This is a genomic window from Aphanothece hegewaldii CCALA 016 (assembly GCF_003007785.1).
Taxonomy (GTDB): Bacteria; Cyanobacteriota; Cyanobacteriia; order Cyanobacteriales; family Microcystaceae; genus Chroococcus; species Chroococcus hegewaldii.
This window is the reverse complement of record NZ_PXOH01000001.1, coordinates 161,148-177,301: the sequence shown is the minus strand read 5'-3', so window position 1 is coordinate 177,301 and position 16,154 is coordinate 161,148. Positions and strand designations below refer to the sequence as shown.

At 39.1% G+C, this 16,154-nt stretch carries 12 protein-coding genes; 7 read left to right on the top strand and 5 right to left on the bottom strand.

The window, feature by feature from the left end; all coding sequences use genetic code 11:
• Window positions 1–43: 43 nt before the first annotated feature.
• On the bottom strand, window positions 44–709 hold the full coding sequence (nfi, locus tag C7H19_RS00775; RefSeq protein ID WP_106454977.1) for a deoxyribonuclease V: 666 nt from the start codon (window positions 707–709) through the stop codon (window positions 44–46).
• Window positions 710–853: 144 nt separating this feature from the next.
• Here nfi and proS point away from each other — a divergent pair, with 144 nt between their 5' ends.
• The gene (gene proS / locus C7H19_RS00770; protein ID WP_106454976.1) at window positions 854–2,656 is read left to right on the top strand and encodes a proline--tRNA ligase; all 1,803 of its coding nucleotides are present in this window, start codon (window positions 854–856) and stop codon (window positions 2,654–2,656) included.
• A 248-nt stretch (window positions 2,657–2,904) separates the two neighbouring features.
• Entirely contained in the window at window positions 2,905–3,531 is a 627-nt protein-coding gene (locus C7H19_RS00765; RefSeq protein WP_106454975.1) for an alpha/beta hydrolase, read from the top strand.
• Between the two features lie 28 nt (window positions 3,532–3,559).
• Here C7H19_RS00765 and C7H19_RS00760 read toward each other — a convergent pair whose 3' ends face one another.
• Window positions 3,560–4,486, bottom strand: coding sequence for a glycosyltransferase family 2 protein (locus tag C7H19_RS00760; RefSeq protein WP_106454974.1), 927 nt, complete (start codon window positions 4,484–4,486; stop codon window positions 3,560–3,562).
• A 191-nt stretch (window positions 4,487–4,677) separates the two neighbouring features.
• Here C7H19_RS00760 and C7H19_RS00755 point away from each other — a divergent pair, with 191 nt between their 5' ends.
• Together C7H19_RS00755 and C7H19_RS00750 are read left to right on the top strand one after the other, a co-directional pair.
• Window positions 4,678–4,965, top strand: coding sequence for a DUF427 domain-containing protein (locus C7H19_RS00755; protein WP_106454973.1), 288 nt, complete (start codon window positions 4,678–4,680; stop codon window positions 4,963–4,965).
• A gap of 35 nt (window positions 4,966–5,000) precedes the next feature.
• Complete coding sequence (locus tag C7H19_RS00750; protein WP_106454972.1) at window positions 5,001–5,243, top strand: hypothetical protein; 243 nt, start codon at window positions 5,001–5,003, stop codon at window positions 5,241–5,243.
• Here C7H19_RS00750 and C7H19_RS00745 read toward each other — a convergent pair.
• Window positions 5,240–6,319, bottom strand: coding sequence for a GspE/PulE/PilB domain-containing protein (locus tag C7H19_RS00745; RefSeq protein WP_106454971.1), 1,080 nt, complete (start codon window positions 6,317–6,319; stop codon window positions 5,240–5,242). The two genes, C7H19_RS00750 and C7H19_RS00745, sit on opposite strands and share 4 nt — an antisense overlap.
• Window positions 6,320–6,537: 218 nt before the next feature.
• Between C7H19_RS00745 and mfd the strand changes: the two genes are divergently transcribed.
• Window positions 6,538–10,035, top strand: a complete 3,498-nt coding sequence (gene mfd, locus C7H19_RS00740; protein ID WP_106454970.1) for a transcription-repair coupling factor — start codon at window positions 6,538–6,540, stop codon at window positions 10,033–10,035.
• A gap of 111 nt (window positions 10,036–10,146) precedes the next feature.
• On the opposite strand, the gene C7H19_RS00735 is transcribed toward mfd, so the two are convergent.
• Window positions 10,147–10,455 (bottom strand): hypothetical protein, encoded by a 309-nt coding sequence (locus C7H19_RS00735; protein WP_106454969.1) that lies wholly within the window; start codon window positions 10,453–10,455, stop codon window positions 10,147–10,149.
• 61 nt (window positions 10,456–10,516) lie between these two features.
• Window positions 10,517–11,077, bottom strand: coding sequence for a Cif family virulence factor (locus tag C7H19_RS00730; RefSeq protein ID WP_106454968.1), 561 nt, complete (start codon window positions 11,075–11,077; stop codon window positions 10,517–10,519).
• A gap of 152 nt (window positions 11,078–11,229) precedes the next feature.
• Here C7H19_RS00730 and C7H19_RS00725 point away from each other — a divergent pair, with 152 nt between their 5' ends.
• Entirely contained in the window at window positions 11,230–12,717 is a 1,488-nt protein-coding gene (locus C7H19_RS00725) for an efflux RND transporter periplasmic adaptor subunit (RefSeq protein WP_245927201.1), read from the top strand.
• A 105-nt stretch (window positions 12,718–12,822) separates the two neighbouring features.
• Entirely contained in the window at window positions 12,823–16,113 is a 3,291-nt protein-coding gene (locus C7H19_RS00720) for an efflux RND transporter permease subunit (protein WP_106454966.1), read from the top strand.
• Window positions 16,114–16,154: the final 41 nt, after the last annotated feature.

Sequence of the window (16,154 nt, the reverse complement as noted above, 5' to 3'; positions counted from 1 at the left end):
TTAAATCGATGGAGTAATTTGGCGAAAATTTTGAATATTTTCTTTAAATTCTTCCTTTAGACAGGCGATCGGCGATGCGTGTTGTTTCAGGTAAGCGGTACTTTGTGGTACTTTTTAGCACATACTGAATCGCGGTTGGTAAACTTATTCGATGCCCAGGTGAAATGTATAGCGGTTTGACTTTATACTTAGTTCTGAGTACGATTCCAATTGTTTCTCCTTGATCTATTAAGGGTTGTTGACTCCCTTTTTCTAGATTGACTTCTTCATGAGAACCGATTAAACGAGATTTTGCTACACCAATAGTTGGACAATCAATTAGTACTCCTAAATGACTTGCAATCCCCAAACGCAAAGGATGAGCGATTCCTTGACCATCACATAAAATTAGATGAGGAACGATCGTTATTTTTTTTAATGCTTCTATAATTGCTGGAATCTCCCGAAAAGACAGAAAACCCGGAATATAAGGAAAACAAGTGGGTAAAATAGCGATCGCTGTTTCGACCAATTCTAGTTCAGGAAATCTTAATACAGCAACTGCCGCTCTTGTCAATGCGTAATTATCCTCAAATCCAACATCAACTCCCGCCACCAATTGCACTGGTTCGAGTTGATCAGTAATAATAACTTGCGATCGTAAATTTTGTTGAATAGCCTTTGCTTCTTCTAGTGTTTTTGGAGATTGGTAATCATTTGGAATTTTCATAGATAAATATGTTAATACACAATTAATATTAAAAGTCAAGTTGTCATAGATTAAATGTATAACTTGCCTTCTCTCAAATTATTTCAATCCTAATTTCTTGTTTTGATGAGATAATATAAAGTTTGTCTAGATCAAAGTAAAACAATGCGACTTTCTCAAATGCTTTTCGTCACTCTGCGAGACGATCCCGCAGAAGCAGAAATCCCCAGTCATAAACTATTAGTCCGTGCGGGTTACATCCGTCGCATTGGAAGCGGTATTTATGCTTATCTTCCTTTGATGTGGCGTGTTCTACAAAAAGTATCGCAAATTGTCCGCGAGGAAATGAACGCAGCAGGGGCTCAAGAAACCCTTTTACCCCAACTCCAACCCTCGGAATTATGGAAAGAGTCGGGACGGTGGGATACTTATACAAAAGCAGAAGGGATCATGTTTGCCCTAGTTGATCGCCAAGAGAGAGAATTAGGACTAGGGCCAACACACGAAGAAGTTATCACCTCAATTGCGAGAGATTTAATACGATCTTATCGTCAACTTCCCGTCAATTTATATCAAATTCAAACTAAATTTAGAGATGAAATTCGCCCACGTTTTGGCTTAATGCGCGGCCGAGAATTCATCATGAAAGATGCTTATTCTTTTAATTTAGATGAAGATTGTCTAAAAAAAACCTATCAGGCAATGGATCAAGCATATAAAAATATTTTTCGTCGCTGTGGTTTGGCTTTTCGGGCAGTAGAAGCAGATTCTGGAGCAATTGGGGGATCAGCTTCACAAGAATTTATGGTATTAGCAGAAGCGGGCGAAGATGAGGTTCTTTATACTGATGATGGAAAATACGCCGCAAATGTTGAAAAAGCCGTTTCTTTACCGCTTGAGGTCGAAAAATCACCCTTTACAACCTATGAAAAACGCGAAACACCGAATACAAATACCATTGAAAAACTCTGTCAATTTTTAAAGTGTTCTCCGACAGTGGTAGTTAAAAATGTTCTCTATGAAGTGATTTATGATAACGGAATCACGGTTTTAGTATTAATCCACATTCGGGGAGATCAAGACGTAAATGAAGTGAAGTTACAAAATGAGTTAACGCGGTTAGCTTCAGTTTATCAAGCCAAAACCATTTTAGCTTTACAAGTTCCTGACGAGTCGGCACAAAAAAAATGGGCGACAAAACCTTTACCATTAGGGTATATTGCTCCCGATCTATCTGATGACTATATTAAATCTAGTTCAGATTATGCCCCGCAGTTCCTCAGATTTGTTGATCAAACGGTGATTGATTTAAAAGATTTTGTGACGGGAGCGAATGAAACGGGTTATCATGTCGTCGGTGCAAACTGGGGAAAAGATTTTCACTTAAGCGATCTAAAAGTGGATTTTCGGAAAGCGAAAATTGGCGATCGCGCTATTCATGATCCTAGTCAAACCCTGAAAAGTGCCAGAGGAATTGAAGTCGGTCACATTTTCCAATTAGGCATAAAATATTCTAAGGCGATGGGGGCTACTTATACCAACGAACAAGGGGAAGAAGTGCCTTTAGTCATGGGATGTTATGGAATTGGGGTATCTCGTTTAGCACAATCGGCCGTCGAGCAATCCTATGATAAAGATGGTATCATTTGGCCAGTAGCGATCGCACCCTATCAAGTCATCGTCGTTATTCCCAATCTCAAAGATTCTGAACAAGTCACCGTTGCCGAACAATTGTACCAAGAACTCAATCAAGCAGGAATTGAAACCCTTTTAGATGATCGAAATGAACGACCGGGAGTTAAATTTAAAGATGGGGATTTGATCGGAATACCTTATCGAATCGTCACTGGGCGATCGCTTAAAGAAGGTAAAGTCGAAGTCGTGGAAAGATCTACTCAAAAATCCCAAGAAATTACAATTTCAGAAGTTGTAGAAACCCTGAAAAACTGGATTAAAGAAGCGACCTAACATAGAAAAATAGTTGTAATATTTTTAGCAGAAAATTATCTGTAGGGATTTGGTTTCATCTAAATAAGGCAAGGGTTGAAAGACCAAAACCCTACAATTAATTATAGTTTTATTAAGTGAGATTAGGTCTTATGCCAATTTAGACTAATTTTATATTATAACATATATCATGAAAATTAAAGCAATTTTAAAATCAGTTTTTCAGCCAAAATAAGCTAAAATCAGAAAAAATATATTTTTTTAATAACATGAATAACTCTCAGTCTTTAAAAGTAATTTCTATTCCTCCAGACAATGGACAACCTCCAACTCATTTAATGATTTTTCTTCATGGTTGGGGTGCTGATGCTAGAGATTTAATCCCCATAGCATCCTTTCTTGATTTACCAGACTATCAATTTCTTTTTCCTAATGCGCCGTTTCCACATCCTCAAGTTGCGGGCGGTCGAGCGTGGTATGCTCTAGAAACAAATGACTATAATGGTTTGAGCGAAAGTCAAGAATTGCTTAGAGCTTGGTTATTATCTCTAGAAGAACAAACCGGCATTCCTTTGGCTAAAACGTTTTTGTCTGGTTTTTCTCAAGGTGGGGCAATGGTTTTAGATGTCGGTTTAACCTTACCGTTAGCGGGTTTATGTTCCTTGAGTGGCTATCTACATTCTGCCCCCGAAGTAACAGCGACTCCCATTCCACCCGTATTTATCGCACATGGTAGAAAAGATACGGTTGTTCCCATAGAAGCAGCCCAACAAGCTAGAGAAATCTTAACCGCTTGGGACGTAAAGGTAGAATATCACGAATTTGACATGGGACATGAAATTCCTTTGCCCGTTTTGAGCGAGTTACGCGAGTTTCTTTTAGCACATTCTAATTAAAAGGTTTAACAATATTTGGCACTCATTATTACTTTTCGCATTCAGTAGAACTGGAAATGGGAATAGCTGAGATAGCATTTGCATGATGGTTTCGATGTCCGTTTTGGAGTTCCTTGGTTTCGATAAATGGACTTTCGGGTAATAGTTTTTTCTGAATTTCTTCAACTTTAAGCAAAATTAGATATTCATAAAATGCTTGCAAAGTACACCAAGCAAAACCAGCACGCCCATCTAAAATCCCACCTAAAAGAAAATACATATATAACCAACGTAACAGAGGACGAAAGGGAAGACGTAAAGATAAGTCTTTTAAAGCGCGTCGTCTTTCAACTTCTGAATTACCTAAAACTAATTTAGTCCACTCGACTTGTCCATTTGTTAGCTGTTTGAGTGTTTCTTGTGCTTCATCACTCGAATAGCGGTTATGTTTATCGATCCATCGGCTTAATCCTTTTCCACAGGTATAATGAGGATAGGTTTCTTTTAAAAAACTGGTTTTGCCGTCATATACTTCTCGTTCGGTGTGTCCATAATCTGTAAACCAAACTTTACCTTTTTTAAACAGACGCATTTGATAACGAGGATACTGGGTACTGTAACGAATCCATTTCCCCATAAACATAACTCGCTCGGCTACATAATAACCGATGATTTGCTCTTGTTGTGTGGCTTTTACACATTCAGCAAATAACTCATCTGTCATCCGCTCATCTGCTTCCAAAAGGTATACCCATTCGTACTTTGTCGGAATTGTTTCTAACATCCATGTACGCTGTTTTCCATGACTTTCAAAACGATGCTGTATCATTCGGACAGGGTATAATGACGCTATTTCAAGGGTTTGATCGGTACTATAGGAATCAACGACGATGACATCATCCGAGCGTAAAGCTGATTTAATACAATCTGCGATATCTGTTTCTTCGTTATAGGTCAAAATGTAAATTGAGAACATGGATGATTATTAATTTTTATGATTTAAAGTTAATTAATAGATTTATCTAGTAGAATAAGAGCAATTGTCTAAATTTGCAATATTTTGTAATTTTTCAGGAACAAGTTAGGTTTTCAAAGAAGCTGTCAGACATTTGGAGAAAACCTAGCTTAATAATCATATCAAGATTAGACGAATACCCAGAATAGAATATGGCTAAAGCAATTTGGAATGGTGCAATCTTGGCAAATAGCGATCGGTGTGAGATTGTCGAAGGTAATTATTATTTTCCTCCAGAGTCAGTCAATCGAGAATATTTGCAAGATAGTAACACTCATACGACTTGTGCTTGGAAAGGTGTAGCAAGCTATTATACAATTGTTGTTGATGGACAAACAAATAAAGATGCAGCATGGTACTATCCGGACACTAAAGAAAAAGCCAATAATATTAAGGGTTATGTAGCCTTTTGGAAAGGCGTTCAAATTAACAAAAATTAGTGATTCATTGGATTTATATTAGGTAAAAATAATCGATGAAAGAGACTTTGATTAAATGGCTAGACCGTATCCTGATTTTTAATGTCTTTTTAGTAATCATTGGTTTCCTTTGGTTAATGATTGCGGTTTTGGGTCAAGCGCTGGGTATACCTTTGGGGTGGGAACTTTGGTATAAACTTTGGTTACCCCTTTTTAATCCAGCTATTAGTATTTTAGTTTTAGGAGCGATCCTAAGTTGGGTCATCAAAAAAATTAATCAGAAATTTGTTTCTAATTAAGACCAAGGATCAGGAACCGAAGATATTAAACTAGATTTGACTGGATGATTAACAGGTTCATCCTCACAAATATCAAAAATAATTGTTTCTTGAGCGGGATGAAGCTGATCTCGTAATTTTTCCCAATCTCCAGGATCGGTTAACTCTTCGTAAGGTTCAGAAATGATGGTTTCAGCACCAGAAACGAAGTCTTTAACTAAAGTTTTCCAAGACTGAACATCTTGTAATTCTTCGGTTATAGCTTCAGAAGCGGGTGTCAAAAAAGTAGAAAACTCTTGTTTAAGTAACTCAAATTCTTGACAAGTTAGTGATAATAATTTCTCAAAGTTTCGTAAGCGATCGGTTATTTTTTGCTCATTCGTGAGTGAGGGAATTTCTTTAACGGGTGAGAGAGTTTCCTCTATCACTTGATTTAAGTTTTGTTTCCCTTGCTCAAGAATCGGTCTTGTTTTTTCTACTACTTGTATTTGCTCCTCTAAAACAGATGGAATTACCGCAAAATCCTCAGTCATCTCAACCACTGTTTCTAACTCTTGTTCCTTAAACTGTCGAAGAGGTGAAAGATGAGGGAGGTACTGTTTTAATAAGCGATTATAATCTTGTTGTCGAATCACCTTGCGTTCAAATTTGACATCATTAATTTTTAAAATTTGTCGCAAATCTTCTAATATTTCATGACGATCAGGATTAACCATCGCAAGAGTAATAACCATGAATTCCCCATCTCGTCTAGCTATTGGTAAAACTTGATGACGATGACAAAATTCAAGAGGGATAAAAGATTTTAAAAGAGGTTCAATGTCTGACCAAATATTGGGTAGAGTGTCAGGATCAATGACATCAACACCATGTAAAATTTTTAGAATGAAAAGCTGTTCTCGACGATATTGTTTAAAAATGTCTGAAGGGAGCAGATGTCCTGTAATCGTTTCGATAATTTCTGTAAGCGATCGCTCCGATTGACGTTTCTCGATCAAAGCCTGCTGTACTTGTGGTAAGGTCAGATAGCCAGACTGAAGCAGTTGATTTAAAAACGGTGGAAACGTAGCTTGAGAAAAATCATTATTTAAAGACATACCAAAAACCCAGTACAAAGAGATCAAGCAGGCTATATTTTATAAGTATTCCCAAATCAATCTCAAATCTAACAGCCTAATTTGGCTCTAGGCTAAATGTAAAAACTTTTTTCTTAATTGGAGCCATCCTTGTAGAGAAAGCGTTCCATAGCGATTTGTAGCATAATAAAAGATATAGAACGATTGTTCACTGCTCAGTGTGACTAATTAACTCACCTATGTCTTTCTCTTCCGTCATCCGCAACCTCGAAAAATCACCCCTCACGGCTGAACTGATACAGAAATTAAAACAAAATCAATCGCTGACTCTTACAGGACTTCCGAGACTTCCTAAAGGTATTGTCGGTTCTAGTATTGCGCGATCGCTCTTTCAAAATCTATTCGTTGTTTGTGCCACCTTAGAAGAAGCTGGACGATGGGCGGTTCAATTAGAGGCGATGGGCTGGAAGAGTGTAAATTTTTATCCAACCTCGGAAGCGTCGCCCTACCTTGCATATAACCCCGAATCGGAGATGATTTGGGGACAGATGCAGGTCTTGGCAGGTGTCGGACTTGATAAAGGGAATGTTGCTATTATTACCACCGAAAAAGCCTTACAACCTCATTTACCACCTCCTAATATTTTTGCTTCCTACTGTCTTGAATTCAAAGTAAAAATGACGCAGGAGGCTAAAGATTTAGATCAAGCTTTTGCTAAATTGGGTTATGAGCGAGTCAATTTAGTGGAAACAGAAGGACAATGGAGTAGAAGAGGGGATATTGTGGATATTTTTCCCGTTTCTGCCGAATTACCCGTCCGTTTAGAATGGTTTGGCGACGAGTTAGAAAAGATCAGAGAATTTGATCCAGCCACTCAGCGATCGCTCGATGTGATTAATCATATAAACATAACTCCAACCAGTTTTTATCCGATTATTGTCAATGCCATCAACTCAAATAATGAGTCATTAGAAAATTATTTATCTGCCGAAGAATTAGATTTACTTGAAAGAGGTAACTATCCGAATGGAATGCACCGCTTTTTAGGATTAGCTTTTCCAGAACCCGCCTCATTACTCGATTATTTACCTCAAGAAACTTTATGTATATTTGATGAAGTAGAACAATGTCAAGCACATAGCGATCGTTGGTTAGAATTTGTCGCTGAACAATGGCAAGATACACCAAATCCTGTACCGCAAATTCATCGCTCTTTTGAGACATCTTTAGAACTAGCCAAACAATTTTTAATTCTTTATTTAGCCGAATTAACAGAAGCTAATTCAACAGGTGTAAACTTATCGAGTCGCCCAATTCCCATTACACCTCATCAATTCGCTAAACTCGCCGAAATATTAAGAGGAAAACGAGAAGTTTATAATGGAATTAATCTCAATCGTTATGCTACTTGGTTAATTTCTGCACAACCCTCTCGCACCGTTTCATTATTACAAGAACACGATTGTCCGGCTCAGTTTATCCCAAATCCAGAAGATTATCTCGCTATTGATAAACTAAATACTCAAAATACAGCCGTTGCCGTAAAATATTCAGGATTAGCCGAATTAGAAGGATTTATTTTACCCACTTTTCGGATAGTTGTTGTTACTGATAGAGAGTTTTTTGGACAACACGTATTAGCATCAGCAGGTTATATCCGTAAGCGTCGTAGGGCTGCATCGACTCAAGTTGATGTCAATAAATTACGTCCAGGTGATTTTGTCGTTCACAAGCATCATGGTATCGGACGCTTTTTAAAATTGGAGAGTTTAGATACACAATTAGGGATAGGTTCGCGGGAATATTTAGTAATAGAATATGCCGATGGACTATTAAGAGTACCTGCGGATTCTTTGGATAATTTATCTCGTTATCGTCATACCAGTGACCAACCGCCACAACTTCATAAAATGACGGGTAAATCTTGGGAAGCGGTGAAAAATAAAGTCCGGAAATCTGTGAAGAAATTAGCCGTTGATCTGATGAATTTATATGCAAAAAGAACACAACAAACGGGTTTTGCTTATCCGATGGATACCCCTTGGCAAATGGAACTAGAAGACTCTTTCGCCTATCAAGCAACACCAGATCAACTTAAAGCAATTCAAGATGTTAAACGAGACTTAGAAAATGAACGCCCAATGGATCGTTTAGTCTGTGGTGATGTCGGTTTTGGTAAAACAGAAGTGGCGATTCGTGCTATTTTTAAAGCCGTAACAAGTGGAAATAAACAAGTTGCTTTTTTAGCCCCAACAACAATTTTAACTCAGCAACATTATCACACCCTAAAAGAACGTTTTGCACCCTATCCGATTAATATTGGTTTATTAAATCGTTTCCGAAGTGCTTCCGAGAGAAAAGATATACTAAAAAGATTGGCGACGGGTGAATTAGATATTGTGGTGGGAACCCATCAACTTTTAAGTAAAGAAGTTAAATATAAAGATTTAGGGTTACTGGTAATTGATGAAGAACAACGTTTCGGAGTTGGACAAAAAGAAAAAATAAAAACCTTAAAAACCGAGGTGGATGTATTAACTTTAACAGCAACTCCCATTCCGCGAACCCTGTATATGTCGATTTCAGGAATACGGGAAATGAGTTTAATTACCACTCCTCCACCGTCACGTCGTCCGATTAAAACTCATCTTTCGAGCTATAATTCTGATGTGGTAAGAACTGCACTTCGCAATGAATTAGATAGAGGGGGACAGATTTTTTATGTCGTTCCCAGAGTAGAAGGAATCGAAGAAATTGCGGGAGTATTACAACAGATGGTACCGAGTGCTAGAATTGCGATCGCACATGGTCAGATGGACGAATCAGATCTCGAAACCACTATGTTAGCGTTTTCCAATGGAGAAGCTGATATTTTAGTCTGTACAACGATTATTGAATCAGGTTTAGATATACCCAGAGTTAATACGATTATTGTTGAAGATTCCCAAAAATTCGGTTTATCCCAACTCTATCAACTGCGGGGACGAGTCGGACGATCGGGTATACAAGCTCATGCTTGGTTATTGTATCCCAATAAAGGCGAACTCAGCGAAAATGCGCGGGCTAGATTACGTGCTTTACAAGAATTTACCCAACTCGGTTCAGGATATCAACTCGCAACGAGAGATATGGAAATACGCGGGGTCGGGAACTTATTAGGAGCCGAACAATCAGGACAAATGGAAGCGATCGGCTTTGAATTGTATATGGATATGTTACAAGAAGCGATTCGAGAAATTCAAGGTCAAGAAATTCCGAAAGTCGATGATACGCAAATTGATCTTAAACTAACGGCATTTATTCCGACTGATTATATTCCCGATGTTGAACAAAAAGTCGATGTCTATCGGGCAATTACAGCAGCAAATACTAAAAAAGAACTAGCACAAATTGCCGCAGATTTGAGCGATCGTTACGGAACTTTACCATCACCTGTTCAACAGATATTTAAAGTGATTGAACTGAAACATCTCGCCAAATCATTAGGTTTTTCTAAGATAAAAACTGATGGTAAACAACACGTGATCTTAGAAACACCGATGGAAGAACCAGCATGGAAATTATTACACGAAAACTTACCGCCCCATCTGCGATCGCGTTTTGTTTATACGCCTAAAAAAGTCATTGTACGCGGTTTAGGTGTCGTTAAACCTCAAGTGCAGTTAGAAAATCTGATTGACTGGTTAGGTAAAATGCAAGGTGCTTTACCTGAAGCAAGCGTTAGTTTAGTCAGTTAGAAAAATTAGAAAGGGTTTGAAGACCAAACCCTCTACAATTATCAATCATCAGTTACCAGTATGAAAGATTTTTTGATTGATTACTGATTACTGATTACTGTTTACTGTTTTTTAACCTCTTCTCATCCGTAGACCTTCTTGAAAACCGCGAGTGTATTCATTGGAATTACGAGGGTTATCGTATTTAGCACCATTAAAACCATCTTGCCGACCTCTGGTAAATTCTTGTTCTGGAGGAACAAAACCATATCTTTGTCTTCTTTGGTTTTGGGAATTATTGATGAGAATTGCTGAACCAGCACCCACACCAGCACCGAGCATAAAATTACCAAAATTGGCACTTGCAGGAGCCGTGAAGAAGGCTGAACCAGCACCTAGAGCAGTTAAAGTGCTTAAACTAATTGCAGTAATTTTGTTCATGAAACACCTCAAATTTTGTACATTAAATCAATTAAATTGCCGTCAAGGATTCGTTCAAAATTTATTTTGCATCAGCAGGGAGAATTGATAACCAACCGTTTAGAGTAGCAGAAACGATCATCGGTTGATTATTAACCATACCAAATCTAAGGATATCATTGCCAGAAGTCAGAACCGTTGCACCTTGAGCAGTTGTGATTTGTTCAGTGCTATTAAGAGTAGCAATGGCATAATTTCCATCAGCAGCAACATCAACTTTTGCTGTTTCATCGAGCGTGGTACTTGCATTTCTGAGTTGAGCCGATTTGGTTAATAGATCACGATGTTCATCAGTGCCTTGAACATTAATGGTGATGCGTCCGTTATCGGTTTGTACGGTTACTTCAGTATAAGCAAAAGGTGCAATGTATTTTAACATTCCATCAATATCTTTTTTTTCGCGGGCTGTTTTCAACTCTTCTAAAATTTTTAGAATGGCTGATTCAGTAATTTTATTAGTAGCCTGGGCTACCATTTGAGACTCAGAAGATTTTAGTGGCGAAGCAACTATCGGCAAACTCGGAAAACTAACATTGAGTAAACAAAATGTTAAACAACCAGACAATAGTCGATGACCAAACATTAACTCAACTCCTCAACAAAAATTAATATTATCAAAACTACACACACTGAATAGTATAAGATTAGGGAGTCATAAGCCAAGAATATATTTAATGAAAGTTACAGATTTTGTCATCTAACTTAAGCCATAAAAATCTGCTATAACAATTAATCATGATGCTATTATCCACAACTCCTATGCTGCGCTCAATTTCCTATCCTCTAGTCAGTTTAACCATCGCCACATCATTGCTAGTGACTGCCTGTAGCGAACCCGAAAAAAGAGCCACAGGGCCGCAAGCCGTACCCGTTAAACTGCAAACGCTAAAAGATGATAATTTAATCGTTAGCAGTGAATATGTCGGTACATTAGAAGCCGTACAAAGAGTTAATTTAGCCTTTAAAACCAGTGGACGCATTTCTAAAATTTATGTCCAAGAAGGAACCCAAGTTAGGCAAGGCCAACCCATTGCCGAATTAGAACCCGATCAACAAAGAGACAATGTTAATGCAGCAGTCGGACAAGTTAACATTGCTAAAGCGAATCTAGGCAATGCAGAAGCTCAACTTAGACAACGGCAAGCCGAAAGAGATGCTACCCAAACAACGATCGCGCAAAGTCAAGCCAATATCGCTGGAGCTAAAGCCAATTTATTAAATAGAGAAGCCGAAATTAGTAGTAGAGAAGCTGATCTACAAGAATCTCTCGCTAATGTGGCTCTCGCTCAGAAAAATTATGAGCGTGCCGTTTTTCTAGTCCGAGAAGGCGCACAAGCTACACAAGATCTCGACGATCGTTCTCGTGGTTTAGCAGTAGCCAGAGCTAATGTTGATTCAAGACGTAAACAAAGAGATGCAGCGATCGCTTCAAGAGATCAAGCCAAAGCGCAACTCAACGCCGCACAAGAAGCTTATAACAACGCCGTCAAAAACGTAGCAGCAGCCAATCAACAGGTTAGTGGTGCCGTAGCCAATATAAATAGTCAAAGAGCAGGTGTGAGTCAAGCTCAAGCACAACTTGCCTCAGTTGGCCAAGATTTAGCATTTACAACCCTAAAAGCTCCCATTGCTGGTATTGTGGGCAGTTTTAACCAGAACAAAGTAGGAGATTTTTTAAATACGGGTCAAGTGTTGACCACCATGACGAATAACGGAGCCTTTAACCTCAATATTTATATTCCGACAGAATACAGAGATCAGCTTCGTGTTGGTTTACCTGTAGAAGCAGTTAACCAAAAATCTAACCAAGGCGTAAGAGGGCGGATTACGTTTATTTCGCCGACAGTCGATCAAAACACACAAGCAATTTTAACTAAGGTTACTTTTAACAACGATGGCAGTTTACGAGATGATCAATATGTCAAAGTGCGAGTAATTTGGGATGAAAAACCAGGTGTTTTAGTCCCAACGACTGCGATTACCAGTTTGGGAGGACAGAAATTTGTTTTCGTCGCAGAAAATAATAAAACTGATGATGGCAAAGAAACTTTAGTTGCTAGACAAAAACCCATATCTGTCGGAACTATTCAAGGGCAAGCTTATCAAGTTTTAAGCGGTGTAAATCCTGGGGAAAAAATCGTACTAACACGACTTTTAGATTTACGCAATGGGAGTGCGATCGTTGATGAGTCTGCGGTACAAAAACAAGCCCTTAAACCCTAAATATGTTCTTGATTTAAGCGAGTTATGATGCTTGCTATATGACATCAATTATTTAAACAACACTGTCTATCGATGATTATCTTTATTTGCTATTAATAAAATATTATGATATTTTCCCTTTCAACCGCTTTTATTAAACGACCAGTTCTGACAACAGTTATCAGTATTGTGACGATCCTGCTCGGAATGATTTGCCTTGCTCTTTTACCTCTTGACAAATTGCCACAAATAGCCCCGCAACAAGTCACCGTATCAGCTAACTATATTGGGGCTGATGCTAAGACAACCCTAGATAACGTAACAACGGTTATTGAACGGGAAGTCAATGGGGTAGAAGATGCAAGATGGATGGGATCTAATACCAGTAATTACGGAGAAGCAACGATCAACGTCTCTTTCCCCGTTGAAAAAGATATTGATATTGCTCAAGTATCAGTTCAAAACCGGGTTAGTCAGGCTAATTCTAACCTTCCTTCTGTCGTACAACAAACAGGGGTAACGACTGTAAAGCAATCACCTAGTTTTACTTTGGTGTATTCGTTTTTCTCAGATAAAGGGGAAAATGGTCAATATTTCTACGATCCAATTTTTATTAATAACTATATTGATCGCTTCATCTGGAACGAGATTAGAAAGATTTATGGAGTAGGAAGTTTATCGATCATCGGTGGAGATACCTATGCGATGCGAATCTGGCTCGAACCATCGCGTTTAGCAGCAAGAGGCCTCACAGCAACAGATGTCGTTAATGCTGTTCAAGAACAGAATTTTGAAGTAGGAGCAGGGATCATCGGTTCTAGTCCCGCACCCAATAATCAGCAGTTTGAAATACCCTTAAGAATGGTCGGACGCTTCAGAACCGAAGAAGAGGCGAATAACATCGTCATTCAAGTCGGCAAAAACGGAGCTTTAACTAGAATTAGGGATGTTGGACGAACCGAATTAGGAAGTAATACTTACCTCACCCAAGCCTCGGTTGATGGGAAACCAGGTGTAACATTAGTTATCTATCAATTACCCGGAACAAATGCACTAGATACCGCCAATGCCATCAAAACCAAAATGGCCGAGTTAAAAGAAAGTTTTCCACCTGGTTTAGAAGTTGAGGTAACTGTTGATAATACTTTATTTATTACCGCTTCACTCGAAGATTTAGCCATTACCCTCGCCCAAGCGATCGGACTGGTGGTTTTAGTTATCTTTATTTTCCTTCAAGATTGGCGTACTACCCTCATTCCCGCCCTAGCTATTCCAATCTCTCTAGTAGGTGCATTAATTGGCTTAAAAGCTTTTGGATTCTCCCTCAATCAGTTAAGTTTATTTGCTCTAGTTCTAGCAGCAGGTTTAGTAGTAGATGACGGGATCGTAATCGTTGAAGCAGTTTCCAATAAGTTAGCTCAAGGAATGCGGCCTCTACAAGCAGCCATTGACGCAATGGAAGAACTATTTGGGGCAGTTATTTCAACCACTTTAGTTTTATTAGCGGTGTTCCTGCCTGTGACTTTCTTTCCGGGTACAACCGGCATCGTCTACACCCAGTTTGCGATGGTGATCATCTTTTCGATGTTGGTTTCTACCCTCAATGCGCTGACATTCTCGCCAGCAATGTCGGCTATCTTATTACGTCGAGCAGGTGAGACACATGGGCCTTTATCTGTTTTTTTTAGAAAATTTAACCATAGTTTTGACTGGTTAAGAGAACGATATACAGGATTAATTGAATTTTTCGTTAAAATCAGATATCTAATCATGATCTTGTTTATCGGCGGTTTGGTCGGAACATACTTAATTTATGTGGGACTACCGCAAGGCTTTATTCCTGAAGAAGATCAAGGCTATCTCCCCGTCATTGTAGAAGCACCGCCTGGCGTATCTTTAGGCTATACGGCCCAAGTGGGTGAAAAGGTCATTAAAATCGCTCAATCATTGCCAAACAGTGAGAAGAATATCGAATCAGTCGTCGCCTTAACGGGTTTTTCCTTTGATGGTGCCAGTAGCAACAAAGCCATAGTTTTCGTCAAACTCTCTGAATGGCACGATCGCCCTGGTGCCGAAAATTCCGCATTTGGCATTATCCAACAGCTAAATCAACGTTTTGCAAGAGAAATTAGTGAGGCTAGAGTTTTTGCGGTGAATGCGCCTGCTGTCGATGGTTTAAGTAGTTTCGGTGGTTTAGAAATGTACCTACAAGACAGGCAATCAAGAGGAATGGAGGCTCTGATTGACAACGCACGGCGTGTTATGGTGGCGGCAAATCAAAGACCCGAAATTGCTCGCGCTTTCACAACCTTCACTTTTGATAGCCCAATGTTAGAGATTAATATCGATCGAGAAAAGGTCAAAGCGCAAAATGTGGCTTTTAATGAAGTTCTCAGAACAGTACAAACATACTTTGGTTCTAATTTTGTCAATCAATTTGTTTTAGATGGGCGACTTTATCGAGTAATGGTACAAGCTGATGTTGATGAACGTGCCAATCCTCAAGATCTTGAGCGGGTGTATGTGCGTTCCCTAAATGGTGGACTGGTTCAACTAAGCAATATCGTGACAGCGACACCGACCACCTATCCGCCAATTCTAACCAATTACAACACCTATCCAGCGATTAAAATTAACGCGGCTCCTGCCCCCGGTTTTAGTTCAGGTCAAGCAATTCAAGTGATGGAACAAGTGGCACAAGAGACATTACAACCAGGGTTTGGCTTTGAGTGGACAAACACAGCTTTTGAGGAGAAAGCTTCAGCAGGTGCAGCACCTATTGTATTCGGTTTAGCGTTTGTCATCGCGTTCCTCGTCTTAGCGGCTCAATATGAAAGTTATATCGATCCTTTGATTGTTATGCTAACGGTTCCCCTATCGATATTAGGCGCGTTAGGGATGATTTGGTTACGAGCGACTTTTGTCCAAACAAGCGGAATTTGGCCAATTCTCGATAATAATATGTATGCTCAGGTGGCGTTGGTTATGCTCATTGGTCTAGCCGCTAAAAACGCAATTCTAATCGTAGAATTCGCTAATCAATCTTTAGCATTAGGGATGAGTATTACACAAGCGGCAGTTTATGCAGCAAGTGAACGCTTTCGACCAATTTTAATGACGGCGATTTCTGGTTTAGTGGGTTTTGCACCTTTGTTATCAGCGTCTAGTGTTGGTTCAGTCAGCCGATGGTCACTCGGAACCGCCGTGTTTGGAGGATTGGCTTTAGCAACCGCTTTGAGTATGTTATTAGTACCGATTTTATATATCGTAATCAAAACCTTTGAACACAATATCTTGAAAGGTGGCAAAGGAGGTAAACCGCCTCAAGGAGGTAAGACGGGAATCCCTCCATCTCCGCCCACACAACCCAAAGAAAAAGAAATTACACCCCTTAATGTACCCTTGCAAAATGAGTAAATAAGTTATGTTTAAAAATTGGACATTTGATGACTGGATGA

Coding starts and splice junctions, on each gene's coding strand:
- C7H19_RS00720 (WP_106454966.1), top strand. CDS start 12,823: ATGATATTTTCCCTTTCAACCGCTTTTATTAAACGACCAGTTCTGACA.
- C7H19_RS00755 (WP_106454973.1), top strand. CDS start 4,678: ATGGCTAAAGCAATTTGGAATGGTGCAATCTTGGCAAATAGCGATCGG.
- C7H19_RS00725 (WP_245927201.1), top strand. CDS start 11,230: ATGATGCTATTATCCACAACTCCTATGCTGCGCTCAATTTCCTATCCT.
- C7H19_RS00750 (WP_106454972.1), top strand. CDS start 5,001: ATGAAAGAGACTTTGATTAAATGGCTAGACCGTATCCTGATTTTTAAT.
- C7H19_RS00735 (WP_106454969.1), bottom strand. CDS start 10,455: ATGAACAAAATTACTGCAATTAGTTTAAGCACTTTAACTGCTCTAGGT.
- C7H19_RS00730 (WP_106454968.1), bottom strand. CDS start 11,077: ATGTTTGGTCATCGACTATTGTCTGGTTGTTTAACATTTTGTTTACTC.
- C7H19_RS00760 (WP_106454974.1), bottom strand. CDS start 4,486: ATGTTCTCAATTTACATTTTGACCTATAACGAAGAAACAGATATCGCA.
- proS (WP_106454976.1), top strand. CDS start 854: ATGCGACTTTCTCAAATGCTTTTCGTCACTCTGCGAGACGATCCCGCA.
- mfd (WP_106454970.1), top strand. CDS start 6,538: ATGTCTTTCTCTTCCGTCATCCGCAACCTCGAAAAATCACCCCTCACG.
- nfi (WP_106454977.1), bottom strand. CDS start 709: ATGAAAATTCCAAATGATTACCAATCTCCAAAAACACTAGAAGAAGCA.
- C7H19_RS00745 (WP_106454971.1), bottom strand. CDS start 6,319: ATGTCTTTAAATAATGATTTTTCTCAAGCTACGTTTCCACCGTTTTTA.
- C7H19_RS00765 (WP_106454975.1), top strand. CDS start 2,905: ATGAATAACTCTCAGTCTTTAAAAGTAATTTCTATTCCTCCAGACAAT.